Below are 26,046 nucleotides of genomic sequence, written 5' to 3' on the forward strand. Positions count from 1 at the left end.
TTGCGACAATGGACAGGTGACTGTCGTAGCAACGCCCCCCGCCCCCAAGCTGGAACTCCCGCCCCTGAAGCTGGGACCCCTCACGGTGGACACCCCCGTGATCCTGGCCCCCATGGCGGGCATCACCAACTCCGCTTTCCGCAGGCTCTGCCGTGAATACGGCGGGGGAATGTATGTGGCGGAGATGGTCACCTCCCGCGCCCTCGTCGAACGCACGCCCGAGTCGCTGCGCATCATCTCGCATGACGACGATGAAAAAGTCCGGTCCGTCCAGCTCTACGGCGTGGACCCCGTGACTGTCGGCGCCGCAGTGCGGATGCTCGTGGAGGAAGACCGCGCCGACCATATCGACCTGAACTTCGGCTGCCCGGTCCCCAAGGTGACCCGGCGCGGCGGCGGTTCCGCACTGCCGTGGAAGATCGACCTGTTCACCTCGATCGTGCAGACGGCCGTCAAAGAGGCGTCCAAGGGAAACGTCCCGCTCACCATCAAGATGCGCAAGGGCATCGACGAGGACCACCTGACGTACCTCGACGCCGGCCGGATCGCGCGCGATGCCGGCGTCGCCGCCGTCGCCCTCCACGGCCGCACCGCGGCGCAGTTCTATTCCGGCCAGGCGGACTGGTCCGCCATCGCACGCCTGCGCGAGGCGCTGCCGGACATCCCGGTGCTGGGCAACGGCGATATCTGGTCCGCGGAGGACGCCGTCCGCATGGTCCGCGAGACCGGCGTCGACGGCGTGGTGGTGGGCCGCGGCTGCCAGGGCAGGCCTTGGCTCTTCGGGGACCTCCAGGCGGCCTTCGAGGGCAGCGACACCCGCCACAAACCGAACCTGCAGCAGGTGGCGGAAGGCGTCTACCGGCACGCGGAACTCATGGTGGAGACCTTCGGCGACGAAGGCAAGGCCCTGCGTGAAATCCGGAAGCACATGGCGTGGTACTTCAAAGGCTATGTGGTGGGCGGGGAACTGCGCACCAGGCTGGCCCTGGTCACCAGCCTGGAAGTCCTGCGCGACACGCTGGCCGAGCTGGACCAGGATTCCCCCTACCCCGGAGTGGACGCCGAGGGCCCCCGCGGCCGTGCCGGTTCCCCCAAGAAGCCGGCGCTGCCCAAGGACTGGCTGGAATCCCGGGCGCTCAACGCCGAACAGTCCCAGGACATCGCCGCCGCGGAACTGGACGTGTCAGGTGGCTGAAACACGGACCACAGCACCCGTGCTGCCGGGTTACGAGGCCCATGACTCCGCCCGGTGGGTGGAGGAACCGCCCAAAACTACGTACCGCTCCGACTTCGAACGGGACCGGGCGAGGGTCCTGCACTCGTCCGCGCTGCGCCGGCTCGGCGCCAAGACCCAGGTGGTTGCCCCGGACACCGACGACTTCGTCCGCACCCGGCTCACGCACAGCCTTGAAGTGGCCCAGGTGGGCCGCGAACTGGGCCGGGCGCTGGGCTGCGATCCCGACGTCGTGGACACCGCCTGCCTCAGCCATGACCTCGGGCACCCGCCGTTCGGGCACAACGGGGAGTCCGCGCTGAACGAGATGGCGCACGCCATTGGCGGGTTCGAAGGCAATGCACAGACGCTCCGGCTGCTGACCCGGCTGGAACCCAAAGTGCTGGCCGCGGACGGAACACCGGCAGGGCTGAACCTCACCCGCGCCAGCCTGGACGCGGCCGCCAAATACCCGTGGTCGGCACTGAACGCCCCGGTGATCCACGGGCAGCGGACCAGCAAGTTCGGCGCCTACGAGGACGACCTTCCCATCTTCGACTGGATCCGCGAGGGTGCACCCGAGCGCCGGTCCTGCCTGGAAGCACAGGTCATGGACCTCGCGGACGACATCTCGTACTCCGTGCACGACGTCGAGGACGCGATCGTGGCAGGGCACTTCCAGCTGCGCTGGATGGACAACCCGGACCACCGCGCCCGCGTGGTGGGGTACGCCAAGCAGTGGTACCTGCCGCACAACGATCCCGCAGCCATCGACGCCGCCCTGGCCCGGCTCGAGGCCACGGACGTCTGGGTGCGCGAAGCGGACGGCAGCCGCAAGGCGATGGCCGCCCTCAAGAACATGACCAGCCAGCTGATCGGGAGGTTCTGCCAGAGCGCGCTGGAAACCACGCGGGCGGTCTACGGTCCCGAAGACCTCACCCGGTACAACGCCGAGCTGATGGTGCCGGATGAAACCGTGATGGAAATCGCCGTCATGAAGGGCCTGGCCACCACCTTCGTGATGACCACCGAGCACCGCCAGCCCATCTATGAGCGCCAGCGCGAGGTCCTGCACGCCCTGGTGACCGCGCTGAACGCCACCGGAGACCGCCACCTGGAGCCGATGTTCGCCGCTGACTGGCGGGACGCGGCCGACGACGGCGCCCGCCTGCGCGTAGTCATCGACCAGGTCGCCTCGCTCACCGACGGGTCGGCGCTGGCCATGTACGAACGGCTGGTCGGCAGCCTGCCGTCGCTTTGGTAAGGACTAGGATGGCTCTGTGGCCGGGCTGATCAAACGCGAAGATATTGACGAAGTACGCCAGCGCACGGACATCAAGGAAGTCGTCGACGGCTACGTGACGCTCAAGGGCGCCGGGCTGGGATCATTCAAAGGCCTGTGCCCCTTCCACGACGAGCGTTCGCCGTCGTTCACCGTCCGTCCCCAGGTGGGCAGGTACCACTGCTTCGGCTGCGGCGAGGACGGCGACGTCATCTCCTTCGTCCAGAAGCTGGACCACACGTCCTTCCATGAGGCCGTGGAGAAGCTGGCCGCCAGGATCGGCTTCGAACTGCGCTACGAGGACGGCGGCACCGGCCCGAACCGCGAAGAAGTGGGGAAGCGCCAGCGCCTTTTGGACGCCCACAAAGTGGCTGATGAGTTCTTCCGGGCCCAGCTACTGACTCCAGGTGCAGCCGAGGGCCGCAACTTCCTGCACGGCCGCGGCTTCGACCGCGCAGCCGCCGAGCAGTTCGGCGTCGGCTACGCCCCGCAGGGCTGGGACGTGCTGCTCAAGCACCTCCGCGGCAGGGGATACACGGACGCTGAGCTCAAGCTCACAGGTATGTTCTCTGCCGGGGGACCCGGAAACCAGCAGAGGATCTACGACCGCTTCCGCGGCCGCCTGATCTGGCCCATCCGCGACATCGCAGGCGACACCATCGGTTTCGGCGCCCGGAAGCTCTACGAGGACGACCAGGGCCCCAAGTACCTCAACACGCCCGAAACAACGCTCTACAAGAAGTCCCAGGTGCTCTACGGCATCGACCTCGCCAAGCGGACCATCGCCAAGGAGCGGCAGCTCGTGGTGGTGGAGGGCTACACCGATGTCATGGCCTGCCACCTGTCCGGCATCACGACGGCGGTGGCCACCTGCGGCACCGCGTTCGGCGCCGACCATATCAAGATTGCCCGGCGGCTGCTGTCCGACGACGGCACCGGGGGAGAGGTCATCTTCACGTTCGACGGCGACGCAGCCGGCCAGAAGGCTGCCCTGCGGGCTTTCGAGGAGGACCAGCGCTTCGTGGCCCAGACGTACGTTGCGGTCGAACCTACCGGAGCCGATCCCTGCGACCTGCGCCAGGCCCGCGGCGATTCCGCGGTGCGGGACCTGATCAACAGCCGGCGTCCGCTCTTTGAATTCGCGATCAGGGCCTCCCTCAAGCGCCACAACCTGGACACGGTGGAAGGCCGCATTGCGGCCCTGCGGGAGTCCGCGCCGGTGGTGGCCCAGATCCGCGATGCGGGAATCCGCCCCGCCTACGCCCGCGAGCTTGCCGGCTGGCTTGGCATGCCGGTTGAGGAAGTCAGCCGTGCGGTGGCTGTGGCCGCCAAGCGGGCCCAGGGCGAAGCCCCGCCCAACCAGGCCGCAGGCCCCGGCGTTGCCGACCTGCCGGCGTCGGGCGTGGTCCCGTCTTTCAACCGGCCGGACCCCCGGGACCCTGTGGCGTCCATGGAGCGGCAGGCGCTGGAGGTGGCGCTCCAGGAGCCCGCCATGCTGGCGGGGGAGACGTGGGAGCGCTTCAGTGCGGCCGGCTTCAAGACACCCGCCTACCAGGCCGTCCACGACGCCATGCGGGCCTCCGGGCCCGGCCTCGCCGGCGATCCCGTCCGGTGGGTCGAACAGGTGATGAACGAGGTGCCGGAGCCGCTGCGCCCGCTGGTCTCCGAGCTCGCGGTGGTTCCGCTGCCGGCGAGCAACGCTGAAGGGGTGCTGAAGTACTGCCGCGACATCCTGGCGCGGCTGTTCGAACTGCAGATCACCAGGGTCAAGGCGGACAAGATGGGGCAGTTGCAGCGGTTGGATGCCTCGGCCCACCCCGATGAATTCCAGCGGCTGAACCGGGAATTGATGATGCTGGAAATGGAGCGCCGATCGCTGCGCTCCGATGCCTGAGAGCACCATCGCGAAAAGGGCGCCCGGGGTGCCGGCCCGCCCGCTTCCGCTGCCGATTCCACTTCTGATTTCGCTTCCAGCCGGTGTGTTTGCTAGGCTAGTACCCGCTTCATTCCTCCTTAGCTCAATTGGCAGAGCATTCGACTGTTAATCGAAGGGTTGCTGGTTCAAGTCCAGCAGGAGGAGCGCGCAGTCCCCGTTCCGGGTCACCGGGACGGGGACTTTTTTATACCCGGGCGGGGTATTTGGGAGAGTAGGGGAAGCCGATTTCACATTGGGGCAAAACCTTTGCTAATGTCATACCTGCTTCATTCCTCCTTAGCTCAATTGGCAGAGCATTCGACTGTTAATCGAAGGGTTGCTGGTTCAAGTCCAGCAGGAGGAGCGGACGGGCCCCGTGGCCGGCGAACAGCCGGTTGCGGGGCCTTTTTTATTCCAGTCTTCTTTATTCCGGTTCAGACTTTTTGTCCAGGTTCAGACGAAGTCCATCTCCACCTGCAGGAAGCGCTCGGCCTCGTCGATGGCGGCCCGGAACGCTTCCGCTTCCGTGGGGGACTTCCGGGGCTCCCGCGGGTGCCATTCATGCGGCGCCGAGTGCACCCTGGTGAAGCCGCTATTGGGCGGTGCATAGAAGATGCCAAACCGCTGGACGGGCCATTCCGGGGACGTTTCGGGGGCCACGAGGAGCGCGGCGTTGGACGCGGGGTTGAACCACTGCGCGATGGGGCGGCGCCGGTCCTCAGTGAAAAGTCCCGCGGCGTAGAGCGCTGCCGACTGGGGACTTGTCTGAGAACACAGCCGTTCCCACCACAGAGGCAGGATGCCGGCGTCGTCGCATCGCTGCCACGTGGCCGGAAGGGGAGGATGATGCTTCTGCCAGTCGGGCACAGAACAACTTTATCGCGCGGGCAATTGCCGGAACAGGGGCACAAAGCCCGTGCCCCCGGCAGCTTGTCAGGGTCGGTTCCAAGGGCCGGGATTGACCCGGTAGAGCAGCGCGGAGCCGGCGATCGCCCCGAGGATGATGCCCATGGCCGGGTTCCCCATCGCCCGCCCGGCGAAGTAACCGGCGACGGCGCCAAGCACCGCGCCGAGGAACAGTCCCCTGCGGTTGCGGTGCGGTCTTGTGGCCATGGGTCCAGCGTACCGGGGCGGCTTCGGCGCTGGCGGATGGCGGGCGCTAGTGGATGGAGGGAACCGTGCGCGGGCGGACCACCAGCCACAGCGCCGCCGCGGCCAGCAGGATGCTGGTGGCCTGGACGCCGCCCATGACGGTTGCCGAAATTTCGCCGAACCAGCCCACCACCGGGGAAACGAGGCCGGCCATCATGAAGGTCGCGGCTCCCAGCAGCGATGCGGCGGTTCCTGCCTGGGCTCCGTGCTTGGAGAGGGCCAGGACCTGGACACAGGGGAACGTAAAGCCGGTACCCAGGATGTAGAACCACAGGGGTACCATCACGCCCCAGAGCCCGAGGCCGAACTGGTCGAAAACAACGATCAGCAGCGCCATCAGGAACATCCAGGCCGTGGAACAGGCCAGGATCCACTGCGGCGGAACCCGCTTGATCACCCGGGAGCTGGTCTGCACACCGGCCACGATGCCTAGCGAGTTGATGCCGAAGAGCAGGCCGTACTGCTGGGGGGTGAACCCGTAGATGTTCTGGAAAAGGAAGGGGGAAGCGGAGAGGTAGGCGAAGAGCCCGGCAAAGTTCATGCCGCCAAGCATCAGCAGGCCCACGAACATCCGGTCCGAAAAGAGCAGTTTGTAGCGCTGGCCCGCCGTCAGCCCGGACTGGCCCCGGAGTTCCGGGGGCAGGGTTTCGCGCACCAGGAGGATGGCGGCGATGATCACCAGCGTGCCGTACCCCGCCAGGAAGTAGAAGATGCCCGGCCAGGGCATGATCAGCAGGAGCTGGGAGCCGATGACCGGCGCCAGGATCGGGGCCAGGCCGTTGACCAGCGCCATCCTGGAGAACATGCGCACCATGGCGTACCCCGAGAAGAGGTCCCGCACCATGGCCATGGCCACCACGCCGCCGCCGGCCGCACCAATGCCCATGAGCACCCGGAAAATCCCCAGCGTGGCCAGGTCCGTGGACAGGGCTGCGCCGAGCGAGGCGGTGATGTGCAGCGCCGTGGCAAGGATCAGCGGCAGCCTCCGCCCGAACTTATCGCTCAGCGGCCCCACCACCAGCTGTCCCAGGGCGAAACCCACGGTAGTGCCTGTCAGCGTGAGCTGGACTTCAGCTTCGGACACCCCGAGGCTCGCCTCGAGGGCGGGAAATGCCGGCAGGTAGAGATCGATCGTAAAAGGACCGAGCGCCGTCAGGGAGCCGAGGAGGAGGATGTACAGGATTTTCCGGTCGCGGCTCAGGGAGTCGCCCGGATTGGCGGGAATGCTCACAGGGACCAATCCTAGGGCTCCCGGATCACACTTTTACAGCGTTGCAGGGCGCGCCACGGGTTATTACCCGAAGAAGGGCCCGAAGCTGAATGATAGTTTTGTCAACGGGGAGTGTGTGAAGCCGCGCAGGCCCCCGGAATCCAACGGAATCCGAATCAAAGATGGAACCAGTTAGGCGGGATCGATGAGCGGACGACACAGCGGCCGGACAACAAGCGGACTGAGCATTGGAGCGCTGCCCAAAACGCTGAGGCTTGTTGCCAAACTGGCACCCCGGCAGCTCAACGACGAGATCGCCCTCGCGAAGATCGAAGTCAAGCGCAAGGGCATCCAGGTCGGGGTGGCTGCCGCGTTCCTCGCTGTGGCGCTGGTGTTCGTCGCCTTCCTCATCACGGGGCTCATCGTGGCCGCCATCATGGGGCTCGCCACCATCATGCCTGCCTGGCTGGCAGCCCTCCTGGTATGCGCGGTCTTCCTTGTCATCGCCCTCATCGGCGCCCTGATCGGCATGCGCAAATTCAAGAAGGCCATGCCGCTGGTGCCGGAAGACACCATCCGCGGACTCAAGCACGATCTCGGCATCGTGAAGGAAGGCTCGGAATTCAACCCGGCCGTCCTTGATCCGAACTCCGCGGAGGCCAAAGCCGCCAAAGCCGCCAAGGATGCGAAGGCGGCCAAGGAAAAGGCCGAAAAAGAAGCCAAGGCCGCTGCCGAAAAGGTTGACGTGCCCGCCCCCACGGAAGCTGAACTGCGCAGCCGCCTGGACAAGCGCCGCCGGCACCTGACGGGCGTCCGCGACGAACTAGGCGAGGAGCTTGACGTCAAGACGCAGGCGCAGCTGCTGCTGGCTGCGACGGAAGCCCGGCTGAAGTCCGGCAAGGCCCGCGCCGGCCACCAGATGGAATCCCTCAGCCACTCCGCATCCACCTTCCTGAACCGCGCCGGCGAAAGCCAGGCCGGGGCGCGCTGGAAGCCGCTGGCCGCGCTGGTCGCATCTGCGACTGTCCTCGTCGTTCTCCTTCGCAAGCTCTTCAAGGGCTAGGACTTACCGGCGCCACACCCAGGCAGCCGAAGCGGGAATCGAAGGAGGTGAGGGATGAAGTTCATTAACGCAGGAGCGCGTCCGGGCCAACGGCACGTAGACAGTGACGCCGTTTTCACCATCCCGAACATTCTGACGGTCGTCCGCTTCATGGGCGTGCCGCTGTTCATCTGGCTGGTCCTCGGGCAAAAGGAGTACGCCCTCGCCACGATCGTGCTGGTGGTCATGGGCAGTACGGACTGGGTGGACGGATACATTGCCCGCCGCTTCAACCAGACGTCCAGGCTGGGCCGGATCATGGATCCGATAGCCGACCGGATGGCGCTCATTGCCGTGGCCGTCACCCTCGTCATCGCCGGCGTCGTGGAATGGTGGTACCTGACTGCCCTGGTGGTCCCGGACGCCATCCTGATGGCCGTTTCGCTGTACTACTTCCGCAGCCACCCCGACCTCCCCGTCAGCCGCATCGGAAAAATCCGCACAGCGCTCCTGCTCGTGGGCACCCCGTTGCTGGTGCTCGCCAAACTGCCCATCCCGCTGATCGAGGTATATTTCGTGGCGGCATGGATCTTCCTTGGCCTCGGCCTCATCGGCCACTGGGTGGCCGCCTACAACTACTTCCGGGCCATCATCCGTAAGGGCAGGCTCAAGGCTGCGAACGACGGCGGACACGGCTGATGGTGTGGCTCGCCGTCTTCCTGGCGGTGCTGGGTGCCTTTTGCCTCGCCATCGGAGCGCAGCGCCAGGGAAGTGCGGTTAAGGCGGATACCGGCGGGCTGGCGCTCAGCTCCCACGGCTTCCTCCGGCTCGTCCGCAACCCGCGCTGGGTTTTCGGATTGCTGCTGCTTGGCGCCGGCATGGCCATGAACGCTGTCGCCCTCGTCTCGGCGCCGCTGACGGTGGTGCAGCCGATCGGGGCCATCGCACTGGTCATCACCACTGTGGTCAATGCCAAGGATCAGGGCCTGAGCATCAACCGGGCCACGGTGGTGGCCATCTCGGCCTGCGTCACCGGCTCCGCGGCCTTCGTCCTGCTGGCCGTAAACGCAACGCAGGAAAACCATCACGTAAGTTTCGACGACGAACTCACCATCGTCCTGCTGCTCACCCTCGCGGTGGGGCTGTTCGGCACGCTGGCGCTGGTGTTCAAGCACCGCATGAGCGCCTTCATCTACATCCTGGGGGCGGGGGTACTTTTCGGCTTCGTGGCAGTGCTGACACGCATCATCGGCAAGCACCTGCTCGACCCCAACGGGCTGGCACTGCTCAACGTGCAGTGGTATTCCGTGGTGGCCATCGTTGCCGCGGGCGTGCTGGGCTCATGGTTTGTCCAGTCGGCGTACTCAGGCGGTCCGCCGGACCTTGTCATCGCCGGGCTGACGGTCATCGACCCCATCGTGGGAATCGCCATCGGCATCGCCATCCTCGGCGAACTCCGTCCGGATGTCCACGCCGTGCTGGCGATTGCGATGGGGGCGGCCGCTTCCCTTGCTATCGTGGGGGTAATCGCCCTCTCGCGGCATCATCCCGAAGTGACCAAGCGCAAGAAGGACGCGCGCAAGGCCGCAGGGCGGGTGTCCTAGGGGGCGAGTGATACCCAGACTTCACCAGAAGTCCCGGCGCGACTGCGCCGAGGGCCAGCCGGCCGCCACAGCCAGCGCTGACCGCACCGTGACCACCAGGAGCTCTCCACGTGACCATGCCCGACAGCCAGCAACCACTTACTATCCTGATTGCTGCGGACACTTACCCGCCCCACGTCAACGGAGCCGCGCAGTTCGGATACCGGCTGGCGAAGGGCATGACGGCGCGGGGACACGACGTACACGTGCTCGCGTGCCGGCAGGACAAGGGCAAGAGCTTCACCGAGTTCCGGACGGAGGGCACTGTCCACCGGATCCGCTCCCACTCAGTGCCCACGCACGAGTACTTCCGGATCACGTTCCCCTGGGAGATCAAGAAGGAAATCAGCCTCCTGTTCGACCGCGTCAAGCCGGACGTAGTGCACATCCAGAGCCACTACATGATCGGCGAGCATGTACTTTACGAAGCCGAACGGCGCGGAGTGCGGATCGTGGCCACCAACCACTTCATGCCGGAGAACCTCAACCCCTTCCTGCCGTTCCCGCAGTGGTTCAAGGACATCGTGGGACGCATCTCCTGGAAGGACATGGGCAAGGTCATGGGGCGGGCCGACGTCGTCACCACGCCCACGCCGCTGGCCGCCAAGGCAATGCACCAGCACGCGTTCCTGCGCAAGGTCCTGCCGCTCTCCAACGGCATTGACTCGGCTGCGTACGAACTCCGCGAGGGCGAAGTGATCGAGCGGCCCCCGCACCCCACGGTGCTGTTCGCGGGCCGCCTGGCTGAAGAGAAGCACGTCGACGTCCTCATCGACGCCGTGGCGAAGACTCCCGCGGAGCTGAACGTCCACCTGGAGATTGTCGGGGGAGGCGAGGTCCGTGCCGCCCTCGAAGCGCAGGTGGCCCGGCTGGGACTGGAACCGCGCGTGAAGTTCCTGGGCCTGGCCAGCGATGCCGAACTTCGCGAGGCCTACATCAAGGCGGACCTGTTCTGCATGCCGGGAACGGCCGAACTCCAGTCCCTGGTCACCCTGGAGGCCATGTCCGCTTCCACCCCTGTGCTGCTGGCGGATGCCATGGCGCTGCCGCACCTGGTGCGCGACGGCGAGAACGGCTACCTTTTCACGCCCAACGACAGCGACGACATCGCCGCCAAGATCACCAAAGTGCTGCAGCTGCCGGCTGAGGACCTGGCGGCGATGGGCAAGGCCAGCCGCTGTATGGTGGAACCGCACAGCATCCAGGGGACCCTGCAGACGTTCGAAGACCTTTACCGCGGGTCCACCTACGACGACAAAGTGGTCTAATCCCTGCGGGGAGTTCGTGTGCGCCGCCGGCTTCCGGAGTGCTGGTGCGCGTATCAGGCCATTACTATTGCTAGAGTGTTTTTGCCCCGGAACTGCCGAGGCTCCGTGTGGAGCCGGCAGTCCGCAGGGCGCACGGGGCTATAGCTCAGCTGGTTAGAGCGCGGGACTCATAATCCTAAGGTCCTCGGTTCAAGTCCGAGTAGCCCTACAAGATTTCCAGCCGCCGGCGCAGCCGGGCCGGGGAATCCAGTGCCAACAGCACCTATGCCAGGGAGCCGCGGCCGATGTTCAGACATCGGCCGCGGCTCTTTCTGTTGCCGCTGCGGGCTCGGCAAGGCACGGTTTTCGCTTGCCCGCCGCCGCGCCCTGCGGTATGTTACTCATGAGTAACTTAAGCGCATGCGCGACACCCGCCCCTACTGGTCGCCGCTGATCACCGTGAGGAACACCATGTCCAAAGCTGCAATCGACATCAACAACCTGCCGTACGCCGACGGCGACTTCTTCGCCTTCGAGCAGCTGCTCAGCGCCAAGGAACGCGACCGGCTGGCCGAAGTCCGGGATTTCCTGGCCCGCGAAGTCAAGCCGATCGCGGTGGACTGCTGGAACCGGGCCGAGTTCCCGATGGACCTGATCCCCAAGCTGGCTGAGATCGACCTCGTCAGCCCCGTGCGGCGCCAGGGATACTCCAACCTGTTCGCCGGTATCCTGCATGCCGAAGCCACGCGCGCCGACACCTCCATCGCCACCTTCCTGGGCGTCCATGACGGACTGTTCACGGGCTCCATCGAGGCTCTTGCCTCGCAGGAACAGCAGGACGCCTGGCTGCCTGACATCTATTCGCTGAAAAAGATCGGCGCCTTCGGCCTCACTGAACCGCTGGGCGGCTCCGATGTTGCCGGCGGCACCCGCACCACCGCCCGCCGCGAGGGCGACAGCTGGGTCCTCAACGGCGCCAAGCGCTGGATCGGCAATGCCACGTTCTCCGACTGGGTTGTCATCTACGCCCGGGACGTCGCCGACAACCAGGTCAAGGGGTTCCTTGTTGATACCCGGACCGAGGGTTACAGCGCCGCGAAGATTGAAAACAAGATCTCCCTGCGCACCGTCCAGAACGCCGACATCACGCTCGAGAACGTCGTGGTGCCGGACTTCTTCAAGCTCGCCAACGCCAACAGCTTCAGGGACACTAACAAGGTCCTGAAGGTGACCCGTCTTGCCGTGGCGTGGCAGGCCGTCGGACAGCAGCTTGCGGCCTTTGACGTCGCCCGCCGTTACGCCGTGGAACGCAGCCAGTTCGGCCGGCCGATCGCTTCCTTCCAGCTGGTCCAGAACCAGCTCGTGCAGATTCTTGGCAACGCCGTCAGCTCCATGGGCATGATGGTCCGCCTGTCCCAGCTTGAGGACGCCGGGGAGGCCAAGGACGAGCAGTCCGCCCTCGCCAAGGCCTTCACGACGGCGCGGATGCGCGAAAGCGTGGCCATCGGCCGCAGCCTCCTGGGCGGCAACGGCATCGTCACGGACTTCGAGATGGCCAAGATCTTCTCCGACGCCGAGGCGATCTACTCCTACGAAGGCACCCACGAGATCAACACCCTGGTCACCGGCCGCGCCATCACCGGGATTTCCGCGATCGTGTAGCCGTCCCGGGCGGCCGTTCGAGGGCGCCCGCCGCTGATCCCATCGCGGCCCTTCATCCTCAGTCCGGCGCACCCACGGGCAGCAGAATGGAGGGCCGCAGGTCTGTGACAAGGGACAGCGGGTTGATGTAGTCCTCCCCCCGCCGCACACCCCAGTGCACGCACTGCGTCATCGCGCAGTGCCCCGCCACCACCGTTCCGAGGACATCCCCCTTCGATACCGCCGCGCCGGCCGGCAGGCTGCTCTCCACCGGCTCAAAACTGCTGCGCAGGCCGTTGCCGTGGTCGATGGTGATCACGGGCCGGTCCACCACTACGCCCACGAAGCTGACGGTGCCGGACTCCGGCGCGGTGACAGGGGCGCCGTCGGCCGCCGCCTGGAGGTCCACGCCGCGGTGCCCGCTCATCCAAATGGCGGCAGGGACGGCTCGGGCTTTCATCCCTTCAGCTTCCAACCCCCGGGTGACGGCCGGAAGGGATGCCCCTGGCTATGTGGACAAGCCGGGCGGCACGCTATGCGGGACGCTTTGTTGGCGCGCATTGCGGGCGTGGGGGCGGGCGCGGCAGGGCCTGGAACTGGTCTGATTCGGCGGGGCCGCTGTAGTACACTTGGTGGAGCAGTTTGCTGTGCCCTCAACGATGCCCGGCCGGCGGTTCATGCCATCTTCTGGTCGCTTGGTCCATCCGGTCGTTCTAGTCAGCACGTCTCATTCAGAGGTGCGGGGGAGCAGCGGCTGACTACGCGTATCCAGCCCTCCTCAGAAGAAGCTCCACGCTTCCGGTGCGGAGGACTGCGCCTCCTGCGGTCCCTGCCATATGGCACGGATGGGAAGCGCAGTGGATGCCAGGAGTAACGCCCGCCTGGGCGAAGCTAATCAACCGTCAACTATTGGCAGGGTAAGAGAGCCATGGGCTCTCTCATGAATGACCTGCCGGAAGGAGCGTCGGCATGCCCGTCGTAACTATGCGCCAGCTGCTTGACAGCGGCGTCCACTTTGGACACCAGACCCGTCGTTGGAACCCGAAGATGAAGCGCTTCATCTTCACGGAGCGCAACGGCATCTACATCATTGACCTGCAGCAGTCGCTGTCCTACATCGACCGCGCCTACGAGTTCGTGAAGGCCACCGTTGCACACGGCGGCACCGTTCTCTTCGTCGGCACCAAGAAGCAGGCGCAGGAATCCATCGCCGAGCAGGCCACCCGCGTTGGCCAGCCGTACGTCAACCAGCGTTGGCTCGGCGGTATGCTGACCAACTTCCAGACGGTCTCCAAGCGTATCCAGCGCATGAAGGAACTCGAAGAGATCGACTTCGACGACGTCGCCGGCTCCGCGTACACCAAGAAGGAACTGCTGCTCCTTCGCCGTGAACTCACCAAGCTGGAAACCAACCTCGGCGGTATCCGCAACCTGACCAAGGCACCGTCCGTGCTCTGGATCGTGGACACCAAGAAGGAACACCTCGCCGTTGACGAGGCCAAGAAGCTGAACATCCCGGTTGTTGCCATCCTGGACACCAACTGCGACCCGGACGAAGTCGACTTCCCGATCCCGGGTAACGACGACGCCATCCGCTCCGTCAACCTGCTGACCCGCGTTGTTGCCGACGCCGTTGCCGAGGGTTTGATCGCCCGTAACCAGCGCGCAACCGGCACCACGGAAGCTCCGGAAGAGCCGCTGGCCGAGTGGGAGCGCGAGCTCCTCGAAGGCAGCAAGGCTGAAGAAGCTCCCGCCGCTGCAGAGGCTCCCGCCGCAGAGGAAGCCCCGGCAGCTGCCGAGGCAACCGAAGCTGCAGCCGGCGAAGCCGACGCTGCCAAGTAGGCAGACAAGTAAATCTGGACCATCCCCGGCACTGTCCGCAGTGCCGGGGGTTTCTGACAGGATGGCCGCTCACTCGGTGAGCTGCCGTCCTGTCAGTCCGTACACCACACAAATTTCTAGACAGAGGGGTTCACATGGCGAACTACACTGCCGCTGATATCAAGGCTCTGCGCGAGCGCACCGGCGCCGGCATGATGGATGTCAAGAAGGCTCTTGACGAGGCCAACGGTGACGCTGAAAAGGCCATCGAGATCATCCGCATCAAGGGCCTGAAGGGCGCTACCAAGCGTGAAGGCCGCTCCACCGCTGAAGGCCTGGTTGCTGCCAAGGTTGCCGGCGGCGTCGGCGTGATGATCGAGGTCAACTGCGAGACCGACTTCGTCGCCAAGGCTGACAAGTTCATCCAGCTGGCCGACAAGGTCCTGGCCGTAGCGGTCGAGTCCGGCGCAGCCGACATCGAGACCCTGCTGGCCACCGAAGTTGACGGCAAGCCGCTGTCCGAGGTTGTTGTCGAAGAAGGCGCAATCCTCGGCGAGAAGGTTGTTGTCCGCCGGATCTCCCGCATCGAGGGCGGCACGGTTGACGCCTACCTGCACAAGACCTCCAAGGACCTCCCGGCCCAGGTCGGCGTCCTGTTCGCTGTCGACGGCGAAGGCGAAGCTGCAGCGACCGCTGCACACGACGTCGCCGTCCACATTGCCGCAATGGCTCCGAACTACCTGAGCCGCGAAGACGTTCCGGCTGAGCTGGTTGAGTCCGAGCGCCGCATCGCCGAGGAAACGGCAAAAGCTGAAGGCAAGCCCGAAGCTGCCATGACCAAGATTGTGGAAGGCCGCGTGACGGGCTTCTACAAGGGTGAAGTCCTGGTTGACCAGGCATTCGCCAAGGATGCCAAGAAGTCTGTGGCGCAGGTCCTCGAAGAGGCCGGCGTCAAGGGCACTGCCTTCGCGCGTTTCCGCGTCGGTTCCTAGTTAGTCACGCAAAGGGGTGGTCACTTCGGTGGCCGCCCCTTTTGCATGCAACCGCAGCGTTTCAGGCTGCGTTTACGGCCGGAGGAAATAGCACCTTTGGCCATCCGGCACGATAACCTAGCTCAGAGCTCATTTACGGGAAGGCACCATGGAAACCGTCAACAATTCTGTCCAGTCAGAGAAGAGCCGGCGTCGCGTCCTCCTGAAACTTTCCGGCGAGGTCTTCGGCGGCGGCAAGCTGGGTGTGGACCCGGACACCGTCCGCGGAGTCGCCAAGCAGATCGCCGCAGCAGTTCCCGACGTCGAGGTTGCGATCGTCGTGGGCGGCGGTAACTTCTTCCGCGGAGCCGAACTGTCCCAGAGCGGCATGGACCGCTCCCGCGCCGACTACATGGGTATGCTGGGCACCGTGATGAACTGCCTCGCCCTCCAGGACTTCCTGGAACAGGCGGGAGTGGAAACCCGCGTGCAAAGCGCCATCACCATGGGGCAGGTGGCTGAGGCCTACATCCCGCGCCGCGCCATCCGCCACATGGAAAAGGGTCGCGTCGTGATCTTCGGAGCCGGCGCCGGGCTGCCTTACTTCTCCACCGATACCGTGGCTGCCCAGCGTGCGCTGGAAGTGCACGCCGACGTCGTACTGATGGCAAAAAGCGGGGTGGACGGCGTCTACACGGCGGACCCCAAGAAGGATCCCGGCGCCGAGAAACTTGACCGCCTGAGCTATGACGACGCCCTGCGCCGCGACATCCGCGTGATGGACCAGACCGCCATGACCATGTGCAAGGACAACAACCTCACCATGGTGGTGTTTGGCATGGAAGGCGAAGGCAACGTCACCCGGGCCATCCGCGGAGAGCAGCTGGGCACCGTAGTCACCCCCTAGCAACGGCTAGGATGATTTGAGGAAGGCCGGCCCGGTGGGCGGGCCGCAAAGACGGAACGAACCGTGCATTGTTCCGGCCAGCCGGAATGCACCAATTTCTGAGGAGAGACCGTGATCGAAGAAACCTTGCTCGAAGCCGGGGACAAGATGGACAAGGCAGTCGAGGTAGCCAAGGAAGACTTCGCCTCGATCCGCACCGGACGGGCAAACCCGGGCCTCTACAACAAGGTGCTGGTGGACTACTACGGCTCACCCACCCCGCTGCAGCAGCTGGCCTCCTTCGCGATCCCGGACGCCCGGACCATCCTGATCACCCCGTTCGACAAGACCGCCCTGCGCGATATCGAACGGGCCCTCAGCGACTCTGAGGTGGGCGCCAACCCGTCCAACGACGGCAACGTCATCCGGATCACCATTCCGGAGCTGACCAAGGAACGCCGCAAGGAATACGTCAAGATCGTCAAGGCGAAGGGCGAGGACGCCAAGGTGTCCATCCGGAACATCCGCCGCAAGGCCAAGGAAACCCTGGACAAGCTCGTCAAGGACGGCGAAGCGGGCGAGGATGAGGGCGCGCGCGGCGAGAAGGAACTCGACGCCATCACAAAAGCACACGTTGACGGCATCGACGATCTGCTCAAGCGCAAGGAAGCCGAGCTGCTCGAGGTCTGATGGATCAGGCACAGCAGGGGCCCGGACCCAGGGTCCGGGTCCGGGGGAAGCAACGCGCCAACCCAACGCCCAAGGCGGGAAGGAATCTTCCAGCCGCCACTGTGGTGGGTCTCGCGATGCTTTTCGCCGTTTTGGGGGGCCTCCTGTTCCTGCCGCTCGGCTTTGTCCTGGTCACCACCGCGTTCGCCGTGTTTGGCGTCTGGGAGATCTTCCGGGCCCTTGAGGTTAGCGGCACCCGCCTGCCCATCGTTCCGGTGATGGTGGGCACGGTGGGAATGCCGCTCGCTGCGTACTTCGGCGGGCTGGAGAGCCTGCTCTTTGCGCTGGTGGCAAGCAGCGTGGCCGTGCTGCTGTGGCGGACCATCGAGAGCGCCGCAGGGTCGGCCCGCAGCATCTTTGCCGGCGTTTTCACCATGGCGTGGGTACCGTTCTTCATCAGCTTCGCGATCCTTCCGCTGCACGGGACGGGAAGCGTGGCGCCCGTGGGCCTTTGGCCGGGCGGAGTGATTCCGGCCGGAGCATGGCAAATCGCCACGATGCTCCTGCTGGTTGTTTCCAACGACACGTTCGGCTACCTCGTGGGAGCCTCCTTCGGGAAACATCCCATGGCGCCCAAGATCAGCCCCAAGAAATCCTGGGAAGGGTTCGCAGGCTCCATCGCCGGCGCCACTGCCGTCGGCGTCCTGGCCTGCCTTTTCCTGCTGGACAAGCCGTGGTGGGTGGGCGTGGTGCTCGCCGTCGGCATGGTGGCCGCATCCACCATCGGCGATCTGGCCGAATCCATGGTCAAAAGGGAACTCGGCATCAAGGACATGAGTAGCATCCTGCCCGGCCACGGCGGCGTGATGGACCGCCTGGACTCAATCGTCTTCGCCTCCCCGGCGGCATTTATCCTGTTCACAGCCGTTTCCGGGGCCTGAGGCTTCCTGCCCGGCAACAACTCGGCGCCTTAGACTGGTGCGGAGCAAAAACAGCTGATCAGCACTGAAGGAAAGCAACGTGACAGTGGACATTCAACGGCAGATCCCTGCGTCATTTGACCGCGTGCAGCGGAACGAATACGGCTACAACGCCAAGCAGGTGGACCAGTTCCTCCAGCGCGCACGGATTTCGTTCGAGAACCCGAGGGCGGCCGCCCACGTCATCAAGAGCGCCGACGTCCGGGCCGTCTGCTTCGATCCCGTCAAGGGCGGCTACGCCGCGGCGGGCGTCGACGCAGCCCTGGACCGCCTGGAAGATGCCTTCGCCCGGCGCGAACGTGATGAGCTCATCGCAGCGCGCGGCGAGGACGCGTGGCTCCGTGAAATCGGCAAGCTGTCCGGCCTCCTGCGCGGCCGGCTGCACCGCCACGACGGCGAACGGTTCCGCCGGCCGGCGGGCGGCCGGGTCCGAAGCTACAACACTGTGGACGTGGACAACCTGTGCCACGACCTCATCGGCTACCTCGAGCATGACCAGCCGCTCAGCGTTGACAACGTCCGCCGCGCGGTTTTCCGTCAGGCCAAGGGCAAGGACGGTTACGAAGAAACTCAGGTGGACGCCTTCCTGGACCGCGTGGTCGAGCTCATGGCGGCCATCGACTGACGGCTGCGGGCGTTCGCCGTCGGGGCAATCCCTGGCGTTCACCAGCCTCTGGCGTTCAAAGGCCCCTAGTGTTCAAGGGTGCCTTGGCGTTCGGTGGCCAGCGGGCGTTCCGGCGTGTGCAGCCTGGTCATCACCTTCGTCAGCGTCCGCGGCACGCGGCCCTTGGTGGCACGGGAGACCAGGACCATCACGGCGAAGGCGGCCGGGACCGTCCAGGCGGCCGGCTGTGCCAGCCACTGCGGCATTGCGGCGCCGGATGCGGCCGGACCGGACAGGGCTCCGGCAACCAGGGCGCCGCCGCACAGCACCCCGCCGGTCACCATGCCGGCGATGGCACCGGCATCCGTGAGGCCCCGCCACCAGATTCCAAGCAACAGGGCCGGACAGATCGTGGAGGCAGTGAACGCGAACACCAGGCCCACGCTGCCGGCCAACGCCAGGGAGTCGGTCATGAACGCAAAGCCCAGCGGCACGGTTGCCGAAACCAGGGCTGCCAGCCGGAAGCCGCGGACACTCCCGCCCAGCACGTCCTGGCTGATGACGCCGGCCAGGGAGACCACAAGCCCGGACGTGGTGGACAGGAACGCGGCGAACGCCCCCGCCACCACCAGCGCCGAGAGCATGTCCCCGGCCGGTCCGCCAATCAGCCGGCCTGGCAGCAGCAGGACCAGCGCATCCGACCGGCCGCCCTGTGCGAGGCCGGGGGCGAACATGCGGCCCAGCAGTCCGTAGGCGGTGGGAAAGAGGTAGAACACGGAGAGCAGCCCCAGCACGATCAGGGTGGTGCGGCGGGCCGACTGCCCGTCAGGGTTGGTGTAGAACCGCACCAGGACGTGCGGCAGCCCCAGCGTGCCAAAGAGCAGCGCCACCAGCAGCGAGATGTTCTGGTAGGGCCCGGTGGGAGCCAGCCCTGTGGGGTTCGTGTTGGCTTCGGCCAGGGCCGGTGTCCCGTTGCCCGCCAGCACGAGGGCGATGAACACAATGGGCACCGCCAAGGCCGTGAGTTTCAGCCAGTACTGGAACGCCTGCACAAAAGTGATGGAGCGCATCCCTCCGGCCACCACCGTCAGGCACACCACAATGACTACCGCCACGGATCCCACCCAGGACGGCAACCCGGTGGTGATGCGGATTGTCAGGGCCGCGCCGTGTAGTTGCGGCACGATGTAGAGCCAGCCCACCACCACCACCACCAGGCTGGTGACGCGGCGGACAGCACGTGAATCGAGTCGCACTTCCGTGAAGTCCGGGATGGTGTAGGCGCCCGAGCGCCGGAGCGGTGCGGCAACGAACAGCAGCAGCATCAGGTATCCCGCGGTGTAGCCGATAGGAAACCAGAGTGCATCCGTGCCGGAGAGCAGCACCAGCCCGGCCACACCCAGGAAACTGGCGGCGGACAGGTACTCACCGCCAATTGCTGACGCGTTCCACCACGGGCGGACTGTCCGGGATGCCACGTAGAAGTCGCCCGTCGTGCGTGAGATCCGCAGCCCGTAGAACCCGATGACGGCGGTGGCCACGGAAACGGCCACCAACGCCGCGATGCCCACCACCGGGTTCAACGCCGCCTCACTTGTCCTCCGCCAGGTCCCGGTACCGGGCCTCGTTGCGGGCGGCCGTCCGGATGTAGAGCCACGCACTGAGCCCGATCACCGGGTAGATCCCGGCGCCGAGGAGAAACCAGCCGAAGGGGATGCCCGCGATCTTCGCCTCCGCCAGCCCGGGAACCAGCCCCAGCATGAGCGGAAACGCCAGCAGGATCAGCAGGAACCCCGCGGCCACCACGAGCGCCAGGCGCAGCTGGGAGCGGATCAGGGACCGGACAAACACCTGGCCCACATCGGACTCCTCGGCGGCTACCCGGGAATCCATCACCGGCTTTGCCGCAGACCGCGGGGCCGTCACCCTGACGCGGGTCATGCCTGCGGCCGGATCCGGGTGGTTTCGAGCTTCTCCCGGACAGACGGCAGGTGGCGGCGGCTGATGGGCAGTTCGGCCCCGGCCACGGTGACGGTCGGCCGGGCTGAGGCGAGCTTCATGTGGCTCACGTGGTTGAGGGCGATGAGGTAGGACCGGTGGGTGCGAAGGAACCCTGCCTCGGCCCACTGCTGCTCCAGATCGGCCAGCGGGACGCGGATGAGGTAGCTGGCATCCGCTGTGTGCAGCCGGGCGTAGTCGCCCTGTGCCTGGACGTACGTGACGTCGTCGCGCCGGATCATCCGCGTGGTGCCGCCGAGGTCCACCGTGATCATTTCCGGCGGTGCTCCGCCGTCCTTCATGAGTTCGCTGATGCGGCCCACCGACCTGGCCAGGCGTTCCGCGCGGACGGGTTTCAGCAGGTAGTCGACGGCGGCAAGTTCGAACGCTTCCAGGGCGCAGTCCTCGTCGGCGGTAACGAACACGACAGCCGGCGGATTGCTGCTGCGTGAAATGGCCCGGGCAATGTCCAGGCCTGACAGGGCGGGCATGTGGATGTCCAGGAACACGGCGTCCACCGTCTCGGCATCAAGGACCCGGAGGGCCTCGGCGCCGGAGGACGCCCGGTGGATGGCCCCGATCCGGTCGTCCCGGCCCAGCAGGAAGGCCAGTTCCTCAACAGCGGGCAGCTCGTCGTCGGCGACGAGGACGTTAATCATGGTTCTAGATTATCCCGGCGCTCCGGCTGGTGAGGCCCGTGGCGCTCAGGCGTCGTGGCCGGGCTGCGACTTGGGAACGCGCATGGTGATCAGTGTTCCCTCGCCGGGTGCCGTTTCGATAACCAGGCCGTTGTCCTCGCCGTACACCTGGCGGAGCCGGGCATCCACGTTCCGCAGCCCCACATGGTCACCGTCGCTGTGTCCGGCCAGCATGGACCGCAGCTGTTCGGGATCCATCCCCACGCCGTCGTCCTCGATGGTTACCTCGGCGAACGCGCCGGAATCATTTGCCGCAATGGTGATATGCCCCGGACCTTCCTTGGCCTCCAGGCCGTGCCGGACGGCATTTTCCACCAAGGGCTGCAGGCTGAGGAACGGGATCACCGTGCTCAGCACCTCGGGGGCGATCCGCAGGCTCACCTGCACGCGGTCGCCGAAGCGCGCCCGTTCCAGCAGCAGGTAGCGGTCGATGCACCGGAGCTCTTCGGCGAGGGTGGTGAAGTCCCCGTGGCGGCGGAACGAGTAGCGGGTGAAGTCGGCAAATTCCACCACCAGTTCCCGGGCCCGCACAGGGTCCGTGTTGATGAAGGACGCAATCGCGTTCAGGGAGTTGTAGATGAAGTGCGGGCTAATCTGGGCGCGGAGGGCCCGGACTTCGGCCTCCATGAGGAGGGTCCGGGAGGCGTCGAGTTCGGCGAGTTCAACCTGGGCCGCCACCCAGTCGGCCACTTCGCCGGTGGCCCTGACCAGCCCGGCGCCCGCGGACGGCGCAAAGGCCGCCACCACGCCCACCACCCGCGCGCCGGCCTTGATGGGGGCAATGACCACTGCGCGTTCTACGTCGGGCGTGATCGGGCCGGAGGCGGTGTCTCCGGCGAGCATCAGCAGCTCGCCTGCCGGGATCACCGCCGTGTGGCCGCCGTCGAGCACTTTCGCGGCGAGTCCCATCAGGGACGGTTTCAGTTCTTCCGCGGCGCCGTCCCAGGCGAGGACCCCCGATGTGTCGGTGATGGCCAGGGCATCGCAGCCCAGGATGGTGCGCAGCTGCCTGCTGGCTTTCGCCGCGCCCGCGGGGTTCAGCCCGGTGCGCAGGTGCTGGCCGGCCCGTGACGCCGCGTGCAGGGTCTTGTAGGTGGCCCGTTCCGCATCGGTTCCCAGTTCCCGGAAGGACCGCAGGACTTTGAGTCCCACGAAGACGACGACGGCGATCGCCATCGCGATCACGGCAACGGCCGCGGCGGTGAACAAGGGGGAGTCCGGCATGGTGCCCAGCGTAGCCTGCCCGGCGGAGCCGCGGGGCGCCGTTTGGCGCAGCATCGGGACCGCTGAGCGACGGCCCGGCGGGCTTCTCTGGATTGTAAGCCGCATCACGGGGCACAGTGATTGCAGTCACATTGGCTGGGACTGTCTGTGGGGGACAGGGGCAGCAGGTGTGGACAGCAAGTCTCAATGAGGAGGAATGATGGGTAACGATGCCCCAACTCCGGACGCAGCGGCGTCCGTGGACTTCAAGCAAGTCCAGTCGACCAAGCAGTTCCAGGAACTGCGCAAGCGTCACCGCAGCTTTGTCTTTCCGATGGCCGTTGCGTTCCTGCTCTGGTACTTCGCATACGTCCTCCTGGCCGATTATGCCGTCGGCTTTATGTCCACCAAGGTCTGGGGCAACATCAACATCGGGCTGATCATGGGCCTGCTGCAGTTTGTGTCCACGTTCGCGATCACCGGCTGGTACGTGAGCTACTCCAACCGGCGCCTCGATCCCATCGCCGCAGAAATCCGGCACGAAATCGAAGGCCACGAGTTCGATAAGAAAGGCAACAAAATCAGCGGGGTAACCAAATGACGCTCATGATTCCGGCCGCCGTTGACGTTGCGGACCTCAAGGAAACCACCCTGCTGAACATGGGCATCTTCGGCCTGTTCGTGGCGGTCACCATGATCATTGTGATCAAGGCCAGCCGCAACAACAAGACGGCCGCAGACTACTACGCCGCCGGACGGTCGTTCACCGGCCCGCAGAACGGCACCGCCATCGCCGGCGATTACCTCTCCGCCGCCTCGTTCCTGGGCATTACCGGCGCCATCGCGATCAACGGCTATGACGGCTTCATGTACTCCATCGGCTTCCTGGTCGCCTGGCTCGTCGCCCTGCTGCTCGTCGCCGAACTGCTCCGCAACACCGGCAAGTTCACCATGGCCGATGTCCTCTCCTTCCGGCTGAAGCAACGCCCGGTCCGCATCGCGGCAGCCATCTCCACCCTTGCTGTCTGCTTCTTCTACCTTCTGGCGCAGATGGCAGGAGCCGGCAGCCTGATCTCCCTGCTCCTGGGCATCAGCGACTGGGGCGGACAGGCGCTGGTCATTATCGTCGTCGGCGCCCTGATGATCATGTACGTACTGATCGGCGGCATGAAGGGCACCACCTGGGTCCAGATCATCAAGGCCATGCTCCTGATTGCCGGCGCTGCCGTGATGACCTTCTGGGTCCTCGCCATCTACGGCTTCAACCTCTCCGACCTCCTCGGCGGCGCGGTGGAGGCTTCGGGCAACCCGAACATCCTCAACCCCGGCCTGCAGTACGGCAAGACCGAGACGTCCAAGCTTGACTTTATGTCCCTGGGCCTGGCCCTCGTGCTCGGCACCGCGGCCCTGCCCCACGTCCTGATGCGCTTCTACACGGTGCCCACCGCCAAGGAAGCCCGCAAGTCAGTGGTCTGGTCCATTTGGCTGATCGGCCTGTTCTACCTGTTCACCCTGGTCCTGGGCTACGGTGCTGCAGCACTGGTAGGCGCCGAAACCATCAAGGGGGCTCCGGGCGGCGTCAACTCGGCCGCACCGCTGCTGGCGTTCCACCTCGGCGGTCCGCTGCTGCTCGGCTTTATCTCGGCGGTCGCGTTCGCCACCATCCTGGCCGTCGTGGCCGGCCTCACCATCACGGCAGCGGCGTCGTTTGCCCACGATATCTACGCCAGCGTTATCGCCAAGGGCAAGGCCGACGCCGACACGGAGGTCAAGGTTGCCCGGCGCACCGTCGTGGTCATCGGGCTCCTGGCCATTGCCGGCGGTATCTTCGCCAACGGCCAGAACGTGGCGTTCCTCGTGGCGCTCGCCTTCGCCGTGGCTGCTTCGGCGAACCTGCCCACCATCGTGTACTCGCTGTTCTGGCGTAAGTTCACCACCCAGGGCGCCATCTGGAGCATGTACGGCGGGCTGGGCTCGGCGATCATCCTGATTGCCCTGTCGCCGGTGGTCTCGGGCGCCAAGACGTCCATGATCCCGGGCGCCAACTTCGCGATCTTCCCGCTCAGCAACCCCGGCATCGTTTCCATCCCGCTCGCGTTCTTCCTGGGCTGGCTCGGTTCGGTGCTGGACAAGAAGCTGGAAGACACCACCAAGCAGGCCGAAATGGAAGTCCGTTCCCTGACCGGCGTCGGTGCCGAGAAGGCAGTGGACCACTAGGCCCCGGGCCGACAAAAACAACAGGAGCTCCCGTCAATGACGGGAGCTCCTGTTGTGTCTTGTGGTGTTGCGTCCTGTGGTGTTGCGTCGCTGCGGCGTGGCGGTCAGGCCTTTGGGCGGAGTTTGATGTTGATCATCTTCATGTCCTTGTTCCCGTCGAAACGGTATGCGAGGTCCACGTCCTTGCCGTCGCAGCTGATGACCCCGGCGACGTCGGCGGCGTTGTTGCCGTTGTCGCTGCTGACCTTGAAGTCGTTGTACGTCGGCTCGCAGGTCTCGTCCAGTTCGAGGCTTTGGACGCCGGCGGCGAATTCCTCCTTGGAGAGCTTGTCCTGGAGGGCCGGGTCCAGGAAGTCGTCATAGGCGGTGTCAGTGTCGCCGGCAATGACGAGCTGCGTAAAGTCCTCCGCCAGGCCCTTGGCTTTGCTGGTTGCGCCGCCCACGAGGTTGACCACTAGTGCGACTCCCACGATGGCCAGCAGCAGAACACCGCCCACGATGCCCAGGATGATCCACAGCTTCTTGCGGCTCTTGGCAGGCGGGTGCTGGCCGGGGACGCCATAGGGCCCGGGATCGGTGTATTGCGGAGCGCCGTAGGGGGAGCTTCCGTACTGCGGGTGAGCGGGCTGGGAGCCGTCGTACTGCGGGGTGCCGGGCTGCGGGGTTACGTCCTGCGGCTGACCCTCGCGGGGATCGCCGGGTTGCGGCTGACCGTGCCGGGGCTGACCGTACTCGGGTTCGCCGTAATGCGGGATCGGCTGCTGTCCCGGAATTCCATGCTCGCCCGGAGCCCCGTGCTCATCGGGAGTCTTGTGCCCGGGGGACCCGTAGTGCGGTGGCGGCATCTGCGGTCCGGAAGGGTCGTATGGCGGGACGGGAGGAGGCTGCCGCCGGCGCCGCTCGCCGCCTGCATCCGGTTCGTCAGGCTGGTTCGGTTCCTGAGGATTGCCCAAGATCAAGCCTTTCCGGCAGCCGGCCTGGCCACTGCCTGATTGCACGGGCCGTTCCCGGCCGCGATTCGTTCAACTCGACCCAGCCTATAACCCCCGGCATCATCAGCCGGAAGCGGCACGTCACGCTTCGGCGGGGCCCCGCTCCAGTAACGGCTGGATCCGGAAGGGGATGAGCTCTCCCATGGCGAGCGCCGTATCGGTCCGGTCCACCCCGTCACACGCCAGGATCTTGCCGTTGATCCGGAAAAGGTCTTCGGCGTCCAGCGCCACCACCCGCAGCAGGAGGTCGGCCGAGCCGGTCAGGCCGTAGCCTTCCAGGATTTCCGGGATGCCGGCCAGGTCCACTGCCAGCTGTCCCAGCTTCTGCTGCTGCACATGGACGGAAATAAACGCCATCAGCGGGTATCCCAGTGCCGCCGGATTAATGCGCCGCTCGAAGGACAGGAAGACATGTTTCTTCTCCAGCTGGGCCATCCGGGCCTGCACGGTGTTGCGCGAGAGCCCGAGCTTCTGCGCCAGGGCCACCACCGTTCGTTTCGGATCCTTCGCGAGGGCTGAGAGGAGCCGGGTGTCAGTGCCATCCAAAGCTTGCATAATGCGCAAGATTAGCACGGCCTTAGAGGCTGTTACAGGGCATTCTGCTCAGTTTCTGTTGCGGTGGTTGTACCCAATGAGCATTGTGAGTATCGTCACAATTATCC

At 65.7% G+C, this 26,046-nt stretch carries 25 protein-coding genes, 3 tRNA genes and 1 pseudogene; 19 read left to right on the forward strand and 10 right to left on the reverse strand.

Going from position 1 to position 26,046, the window contains the following annotated elements:
* Positions 1–16: 16 nt before the first annotated feature.
* From dusB to Q8Z05_RS14550, 5 genes are all read left to right on the forward strand, one after another.
* Entirely contained in the window at positions 17–1,195 is a 1,179-nt protein-coding gene (dusB, locus tag Q8Z05_RS14530) for a tRNA dihydrouridine synthase DusB (RefSeq protein ID WP_305940320.1), read from the forward strand.
* Positions 1,188–2,477, forward strand: coding sequence for a deoxyguanosinetriphosphate triphosphohydrolase (locus Q8Z05_RS14535; RefSeq protein ID WP_305940321.1), 1,290 nt, complete (start codon positions 1,188–1,190; stop codon positions 2,475–2,477). The genes dusB and Q8Z05_RS14535 overlap by 8 nt, the downstream gene beginning before the upstream one ends.
* Positions 2,478–2,493: 16 nt before the next feature.
* Positions 2,494–4,389 (forward strand): DNA primase, encoded by a 1,896-nt coding sequence (gene dnaG / locus Q8Z05_RS14540; RefSeq protein WP_305940322.1) that lies wholly within the window; start codon positions 2,494–2,496, stop codon positions 4,387–4,389.
* Positions 4,390–4,502: 113 nt separating this feature from the next.
* Positions 4,503–4,575 (forward strand) — tRNA-Asn (locus Q8Z05_RS14545).
* A gap of 126 nt (positions 4,576–4,701) precedes the next feature.
* A tRNA-Asn gene (locus Q8Z05_RS14550) sits at positions 4,702–4,774 on the forward strand.
* A gap of 89 nt (positions 4,775–4,863) precedes the next feature.
* On the opposite strand, the gene Q8Z05_RS14555 is transcribed toward Q8Z05_RS14550, so the two are convergent.
* The 3 genes from Q8Z05_RS14555 to Q8Z05_RS14565 all read right to left on the reverse strand — a co-directional run bounded on the left by Q8Z05_RS14555 (position 4,864) and on the right by Q8Z05_RS14565 (position 6,793).
* Complete coding sequence (locus Q8Z05_RS14555; RefSeq protein ID WP_305940323.1) at positions 4,864–5,277, reverse strand: hypothetical protein; 414 nt, start codon at positions 5,275–5,277, stop codon at positions 4,864–4,866.
* Positions 5,278–5,343: 66 nt separating this feature from the next.
* A complete protein-coding gene (locus Q8Z05_RS14560; RefSeq protein WP_305940324.1) occupies positions 5,344–5,523 on the reverse strand; it encodes a hypothetical protein in 180 nt (59 codons plus the stop codon).
* Positions 5,524–5,569: 46 nt separating this feature from the next.
* The gene (locus Q8Z05_RS14565) at positions 5,570–6,793 is read right to left on the reverse strand and encodes a multidrug effflux MFS transporter (protein WP_305940325.1); all 1,224 of its coding nucleotides are present in this window, start codon (positions 6,791–6,793) and stop codon (positions 5,570–5,572) included.
* A gap of 184 nt (positions 6,794–6,977) precedes the next feature.
* Here Q8Z05_RS14565 and Q8Z05_RS14570 point away from each other — a divergent pair, with 184 nt between their 5' ends.
* From Q8Z05_RS14570 to Q8Z05_RS14595, 6 genes are all read left to right on the forward strand, one after another.
* The gene (locus Q8Z05_RS14570) at positions 6,978–7,835 is read left to right on the forward strand and encodes a phage holin family protein (protein ID WP_305940326.1); all 858 of its coding nucleotides are present in this window, start codon (positions 6,978–6,980) and stop codon (positions 7,833–7,835) included.
* 54 nt (positions 7,836–7,889) lie between these two features.
* Positions 7,890–8,513, forward strand: coding sequence for a CDP-alcohol phosphatidyltransferase family protein (locus Q8Z05_RS14575; protein ID WP_305940327.1), 624 nt, complete (start codon positions 7,890–7,892; stop codon positions 8,511–8,513).
* Positions 8,513–9,418, forward strand: coding sequence for a DMT family transporter (locus Q8Z05_RS14580; RefSeq protein WP_305940328.1), 906 nt, complete (start codon positions 8,513–8,515; stop codon positions 9,416–9,418). The genes Q8Z05_RS14575 and Q8Z05_RS14580 overlap by 1 nt, the downstream gene beginning before the upstream one ends.
* A 110-nt stretch (positions 9,419–9,528) precedes the next feature.
* Positions 9,529–10,725 carry a glycosyltransferase gene (locus Q8Z05_RS14585; RefSeq protein WP_305940329.1) on the forward strand — a complete coding sequence of 399 codons (1,197 nt, stop codon included), beginning with the start codon at positions 9,529–9,531 and terminating at the stop codon, positions 10,723–10,725.
* 134 nt (positions 10,726–10,859) lie between these two features.
* Positions 10,860–10,933 (forward strand) — tRNA-Ile (locus Q8Z05_RS14590).
* A 242-nt stretch (positions 10,934–11,175) separates the two neighbouring features.
* Positions 11,176–12,366 carry an acyl-CoA dehydrogenase family protein gene (locus tag Q8Z05_RS14595; protein ID WP_305943578.1) on the forward strand — a complete coding sequence of 397 codons (1,191 nt, stop codon included), beginning with the start codon at positions 11,176–11,178 and terminating at the stop codon, positions 12,364–12,366.
* Between the two features lie 58 nt (positions 12,367–12,424).
* Here the strand turns inward: Q8Z05_RS14595 and Q8Z05_RS14600 are convergent.
* Positions 12,425–12,787, reverse strand: a pseudogene (locus tag Q8Z05_RS14600) (M23 family metallopeptidase); the annotation flags it as partial.
* Positions 12,788–13,314: 527 nt separating this feature from the next.
* On the opposite strand from Q8Z05_RS14600, the gene rpsB reads away from it, so the two are divergent.
* The 6 genes from rpsB (at position 13,315) to Q8Z05_RS14630 (ending at position 18,297) form a co-directional block, all read left to right on the forward strand.
* Positions 13,315–14,187 (forward strand): 30S ribosomal protein S2, encoded by an 873-nt coding sequence (gene rpsB, locus Q8Z05_RS14605; protein WP_305940330.1) that lies wholly within the window; start codon positions 13,315–13,317, stop codon positions 14,185–14,187.
* Between the two features lie 134 nt (positions 14,188–14,321).
* Positions 14,322–15,158: a translation elongation factor Ts gene (gene tsf, locus Q8Z05_RS14610; RefSeq protein ID WP_305940331.1), complete on the forward strand. Its 837-nt coding sequence runs from the start codon at positions 14,322–14,324 to the stop codon at positions 15,156–15,158.
* Between the two features lie 148 nt (positions 15,159–15,306).
* Positions 15,307–16,044, forward strand: a complete 738-nt coding sequence (gene pyrH, locus Q8Z05_RS14615) for a UMP kinase (protein ID WP_028272131.1) — start codon at positions 15,307–15,309, stop codon at positions 16,042–16,044.
* Positions 16,045–16,155: 111 nt separating this feature from the next.
* The gene (gene frr, locus Q8Z05_RS14620; RefSeq protein ID WP_305940332.1) at positions 16,156–16,713 is read left to right on the forward strand and encodes a ribosome recycling factor; all 558 of its coding nucleotides are present in this window, start codon (positions 16,156–16,158) and stop codon (positions 16,711–16,713) included.
* Positions 16,713–17,633, forward strand: a complete 921-nt coding sequence (locus Q8Z05_RS14625; protein WP_305940333.1) for a phosphatidate cytidylyltransferase — start codon at positions 16,713–16,715, stop codon at positions 17,631–17,633. Before frr ends, Q8Z05_RS14625 begins: the two co-directional genes overlap by 1 nt.
* 79 nt (positions 17,634–17,712) lie before the next feature.
* Positions 17,713–18,297, forward strand: coding sequence for a DivIVA domain-containing protein (locus Q8Z05_RS14630; RefSeq protein WP_305940334.1), 585 nt, complete (start codon positions 17,713–17,715; stop codon positions 18,295–18,297).
* A 65-nt stretch (positions 18,298–18,362) separates the two neighbouring features.
* Here the strand turns inward: Q8Z05_RS14630 and Q8Z05_RS14635 are convergent, their stop codons facing one another.
* The 4 genes from Q8Z05_RS14635 to Q8Z05_RS14650 are packed head-to-tail and all read right to left on the reverse strand — an operon-like array spanning position 18,363 to position 22,196.
* On the reverse strand, positions 18,363–19,859 hold the full coding sequence (locus Q8Z05_RS14635; RefSeq protein WP_305940335.1) for a sodium/solute symporter: 1,497 nt from the start codon (positions 19,857–19,859) through the stop codon (positions 18,363–18,365).
* Between the two features lie 7 nt (positions 19,860–19,866).
* Positions 19,867–20,217: a DUF485 domain-containing protein gene (locus Q8Z05_RS14640; RefSeq protein ID WP_305940336.1), complete on the reverse strand. Its 351-nt coding sequence runs from the start codon at positions 20,215–20,217 to the stop codon at positions 19,867–19,869.
* The gene (locus tag Q8Z05_RS14645) at positions 20,214–20,933 is read right to left on the reverse strand and encodes a LytR/AlgR family response regulator transcription factor (RefSeq protein WP_305940337.1); all 720 of its coding nucleotides are present in this window, start codon (positions 20,931–20,933) and stop codon (positions 20,214–20,216) included. Before Q8Z05_RS14645 ends, Q8Z05_RS14640 begins: the two co-directional genes overlap by 4 nt.
* 45 nt (positions 20,934–20,978) lie before the next feature.
* A complete protein-coding gene (locus Q8Z05_RS14650) occupies positions 20,979–22,196 on the reverse strand; it encodes a sensor histidine kinase (RefSeq protein WP_305940338.1) in 1,218 nt (405 codons plus the stop codon).
* A gap of 199 nt (positions 22,197–22,395) precedes the next feature.
* On the opposite strand from Q8Z05_RS14650, the gene Q8Z05_RS14655 reads away from it, so the two are divergent.
* Both Q8Z05_RS14655 and Q8Z05_RS14660 read left to right on the forward strand, forming a co-directional pair.
* On the forward strand, positions 22,396–22,776 hold the full coding sequence (locus Q8Z05_RS14655) for a DUF485 domain-containing protein (protein ID WP_305943579.1): 381 nt from the start codon (positions 22,396–22,398) through the stop codon (positions 22,774–22,776).
* Complete coding sequence (locus Q8Z05_RS14660; RefSeq protein ID WP_305940339.1) at positions 22,773–24,392, forward strand: solute symporter family protein; 1,620 nt, start codon at positions 22,773–22,775, stop codon at positions 24,390–24,392. The genes Q8Z05_RS14655 and Q8Z05_RS14660 overlap by 4 nt, the downstream gene beginning before the upstream one ends.
* 104 nt (positions 24,393–24,496) lie before the next feature.
* Here Q8Z05_RS14660 and Q8Z05_RS14665 read toward each other — a convergent pair whose 3' ends face one another.
* Both Q8Z05_RS14665 and Q8Z05_RS14670 read right to left on the reverse strand, forming a co-directional pair.
* Positions 24,497–25,345, reverse strand: a complete 849-nt coding sequence (locus tag Q8Z05_RS14665; protein ID WP_305940340.1) for a hypothetical protein — start codon at positions 25,343–25,345, stop codon at positions 24,497–24,499.
* A gap of 120 nt (positions 25,346–25,465) precedes the next feature.
* Entirely contained in the window at positions 25,466–25,939 is a 474-nt protein-coding gene (locus tag Q8Z05_RS14670; RefSeq protein WP_305940341.1) for an Lrp/AsnC family transcriptional regulator, read from the reverse strand.
* Positions 25,940–26,046 lie beyond the last annotated feature (107 nt).

Origin of the sequence: Arthrobacter oryzae, from assembly GCF_030718995.1 — a bacterium.
Classification (GTDB): domain Bacteria; phylum Actinomycetota; class Actinomycetes; order Actinomycetales; family Micrococcaceae; genus Arthrobacter; species Arthrobacter oryzae_C.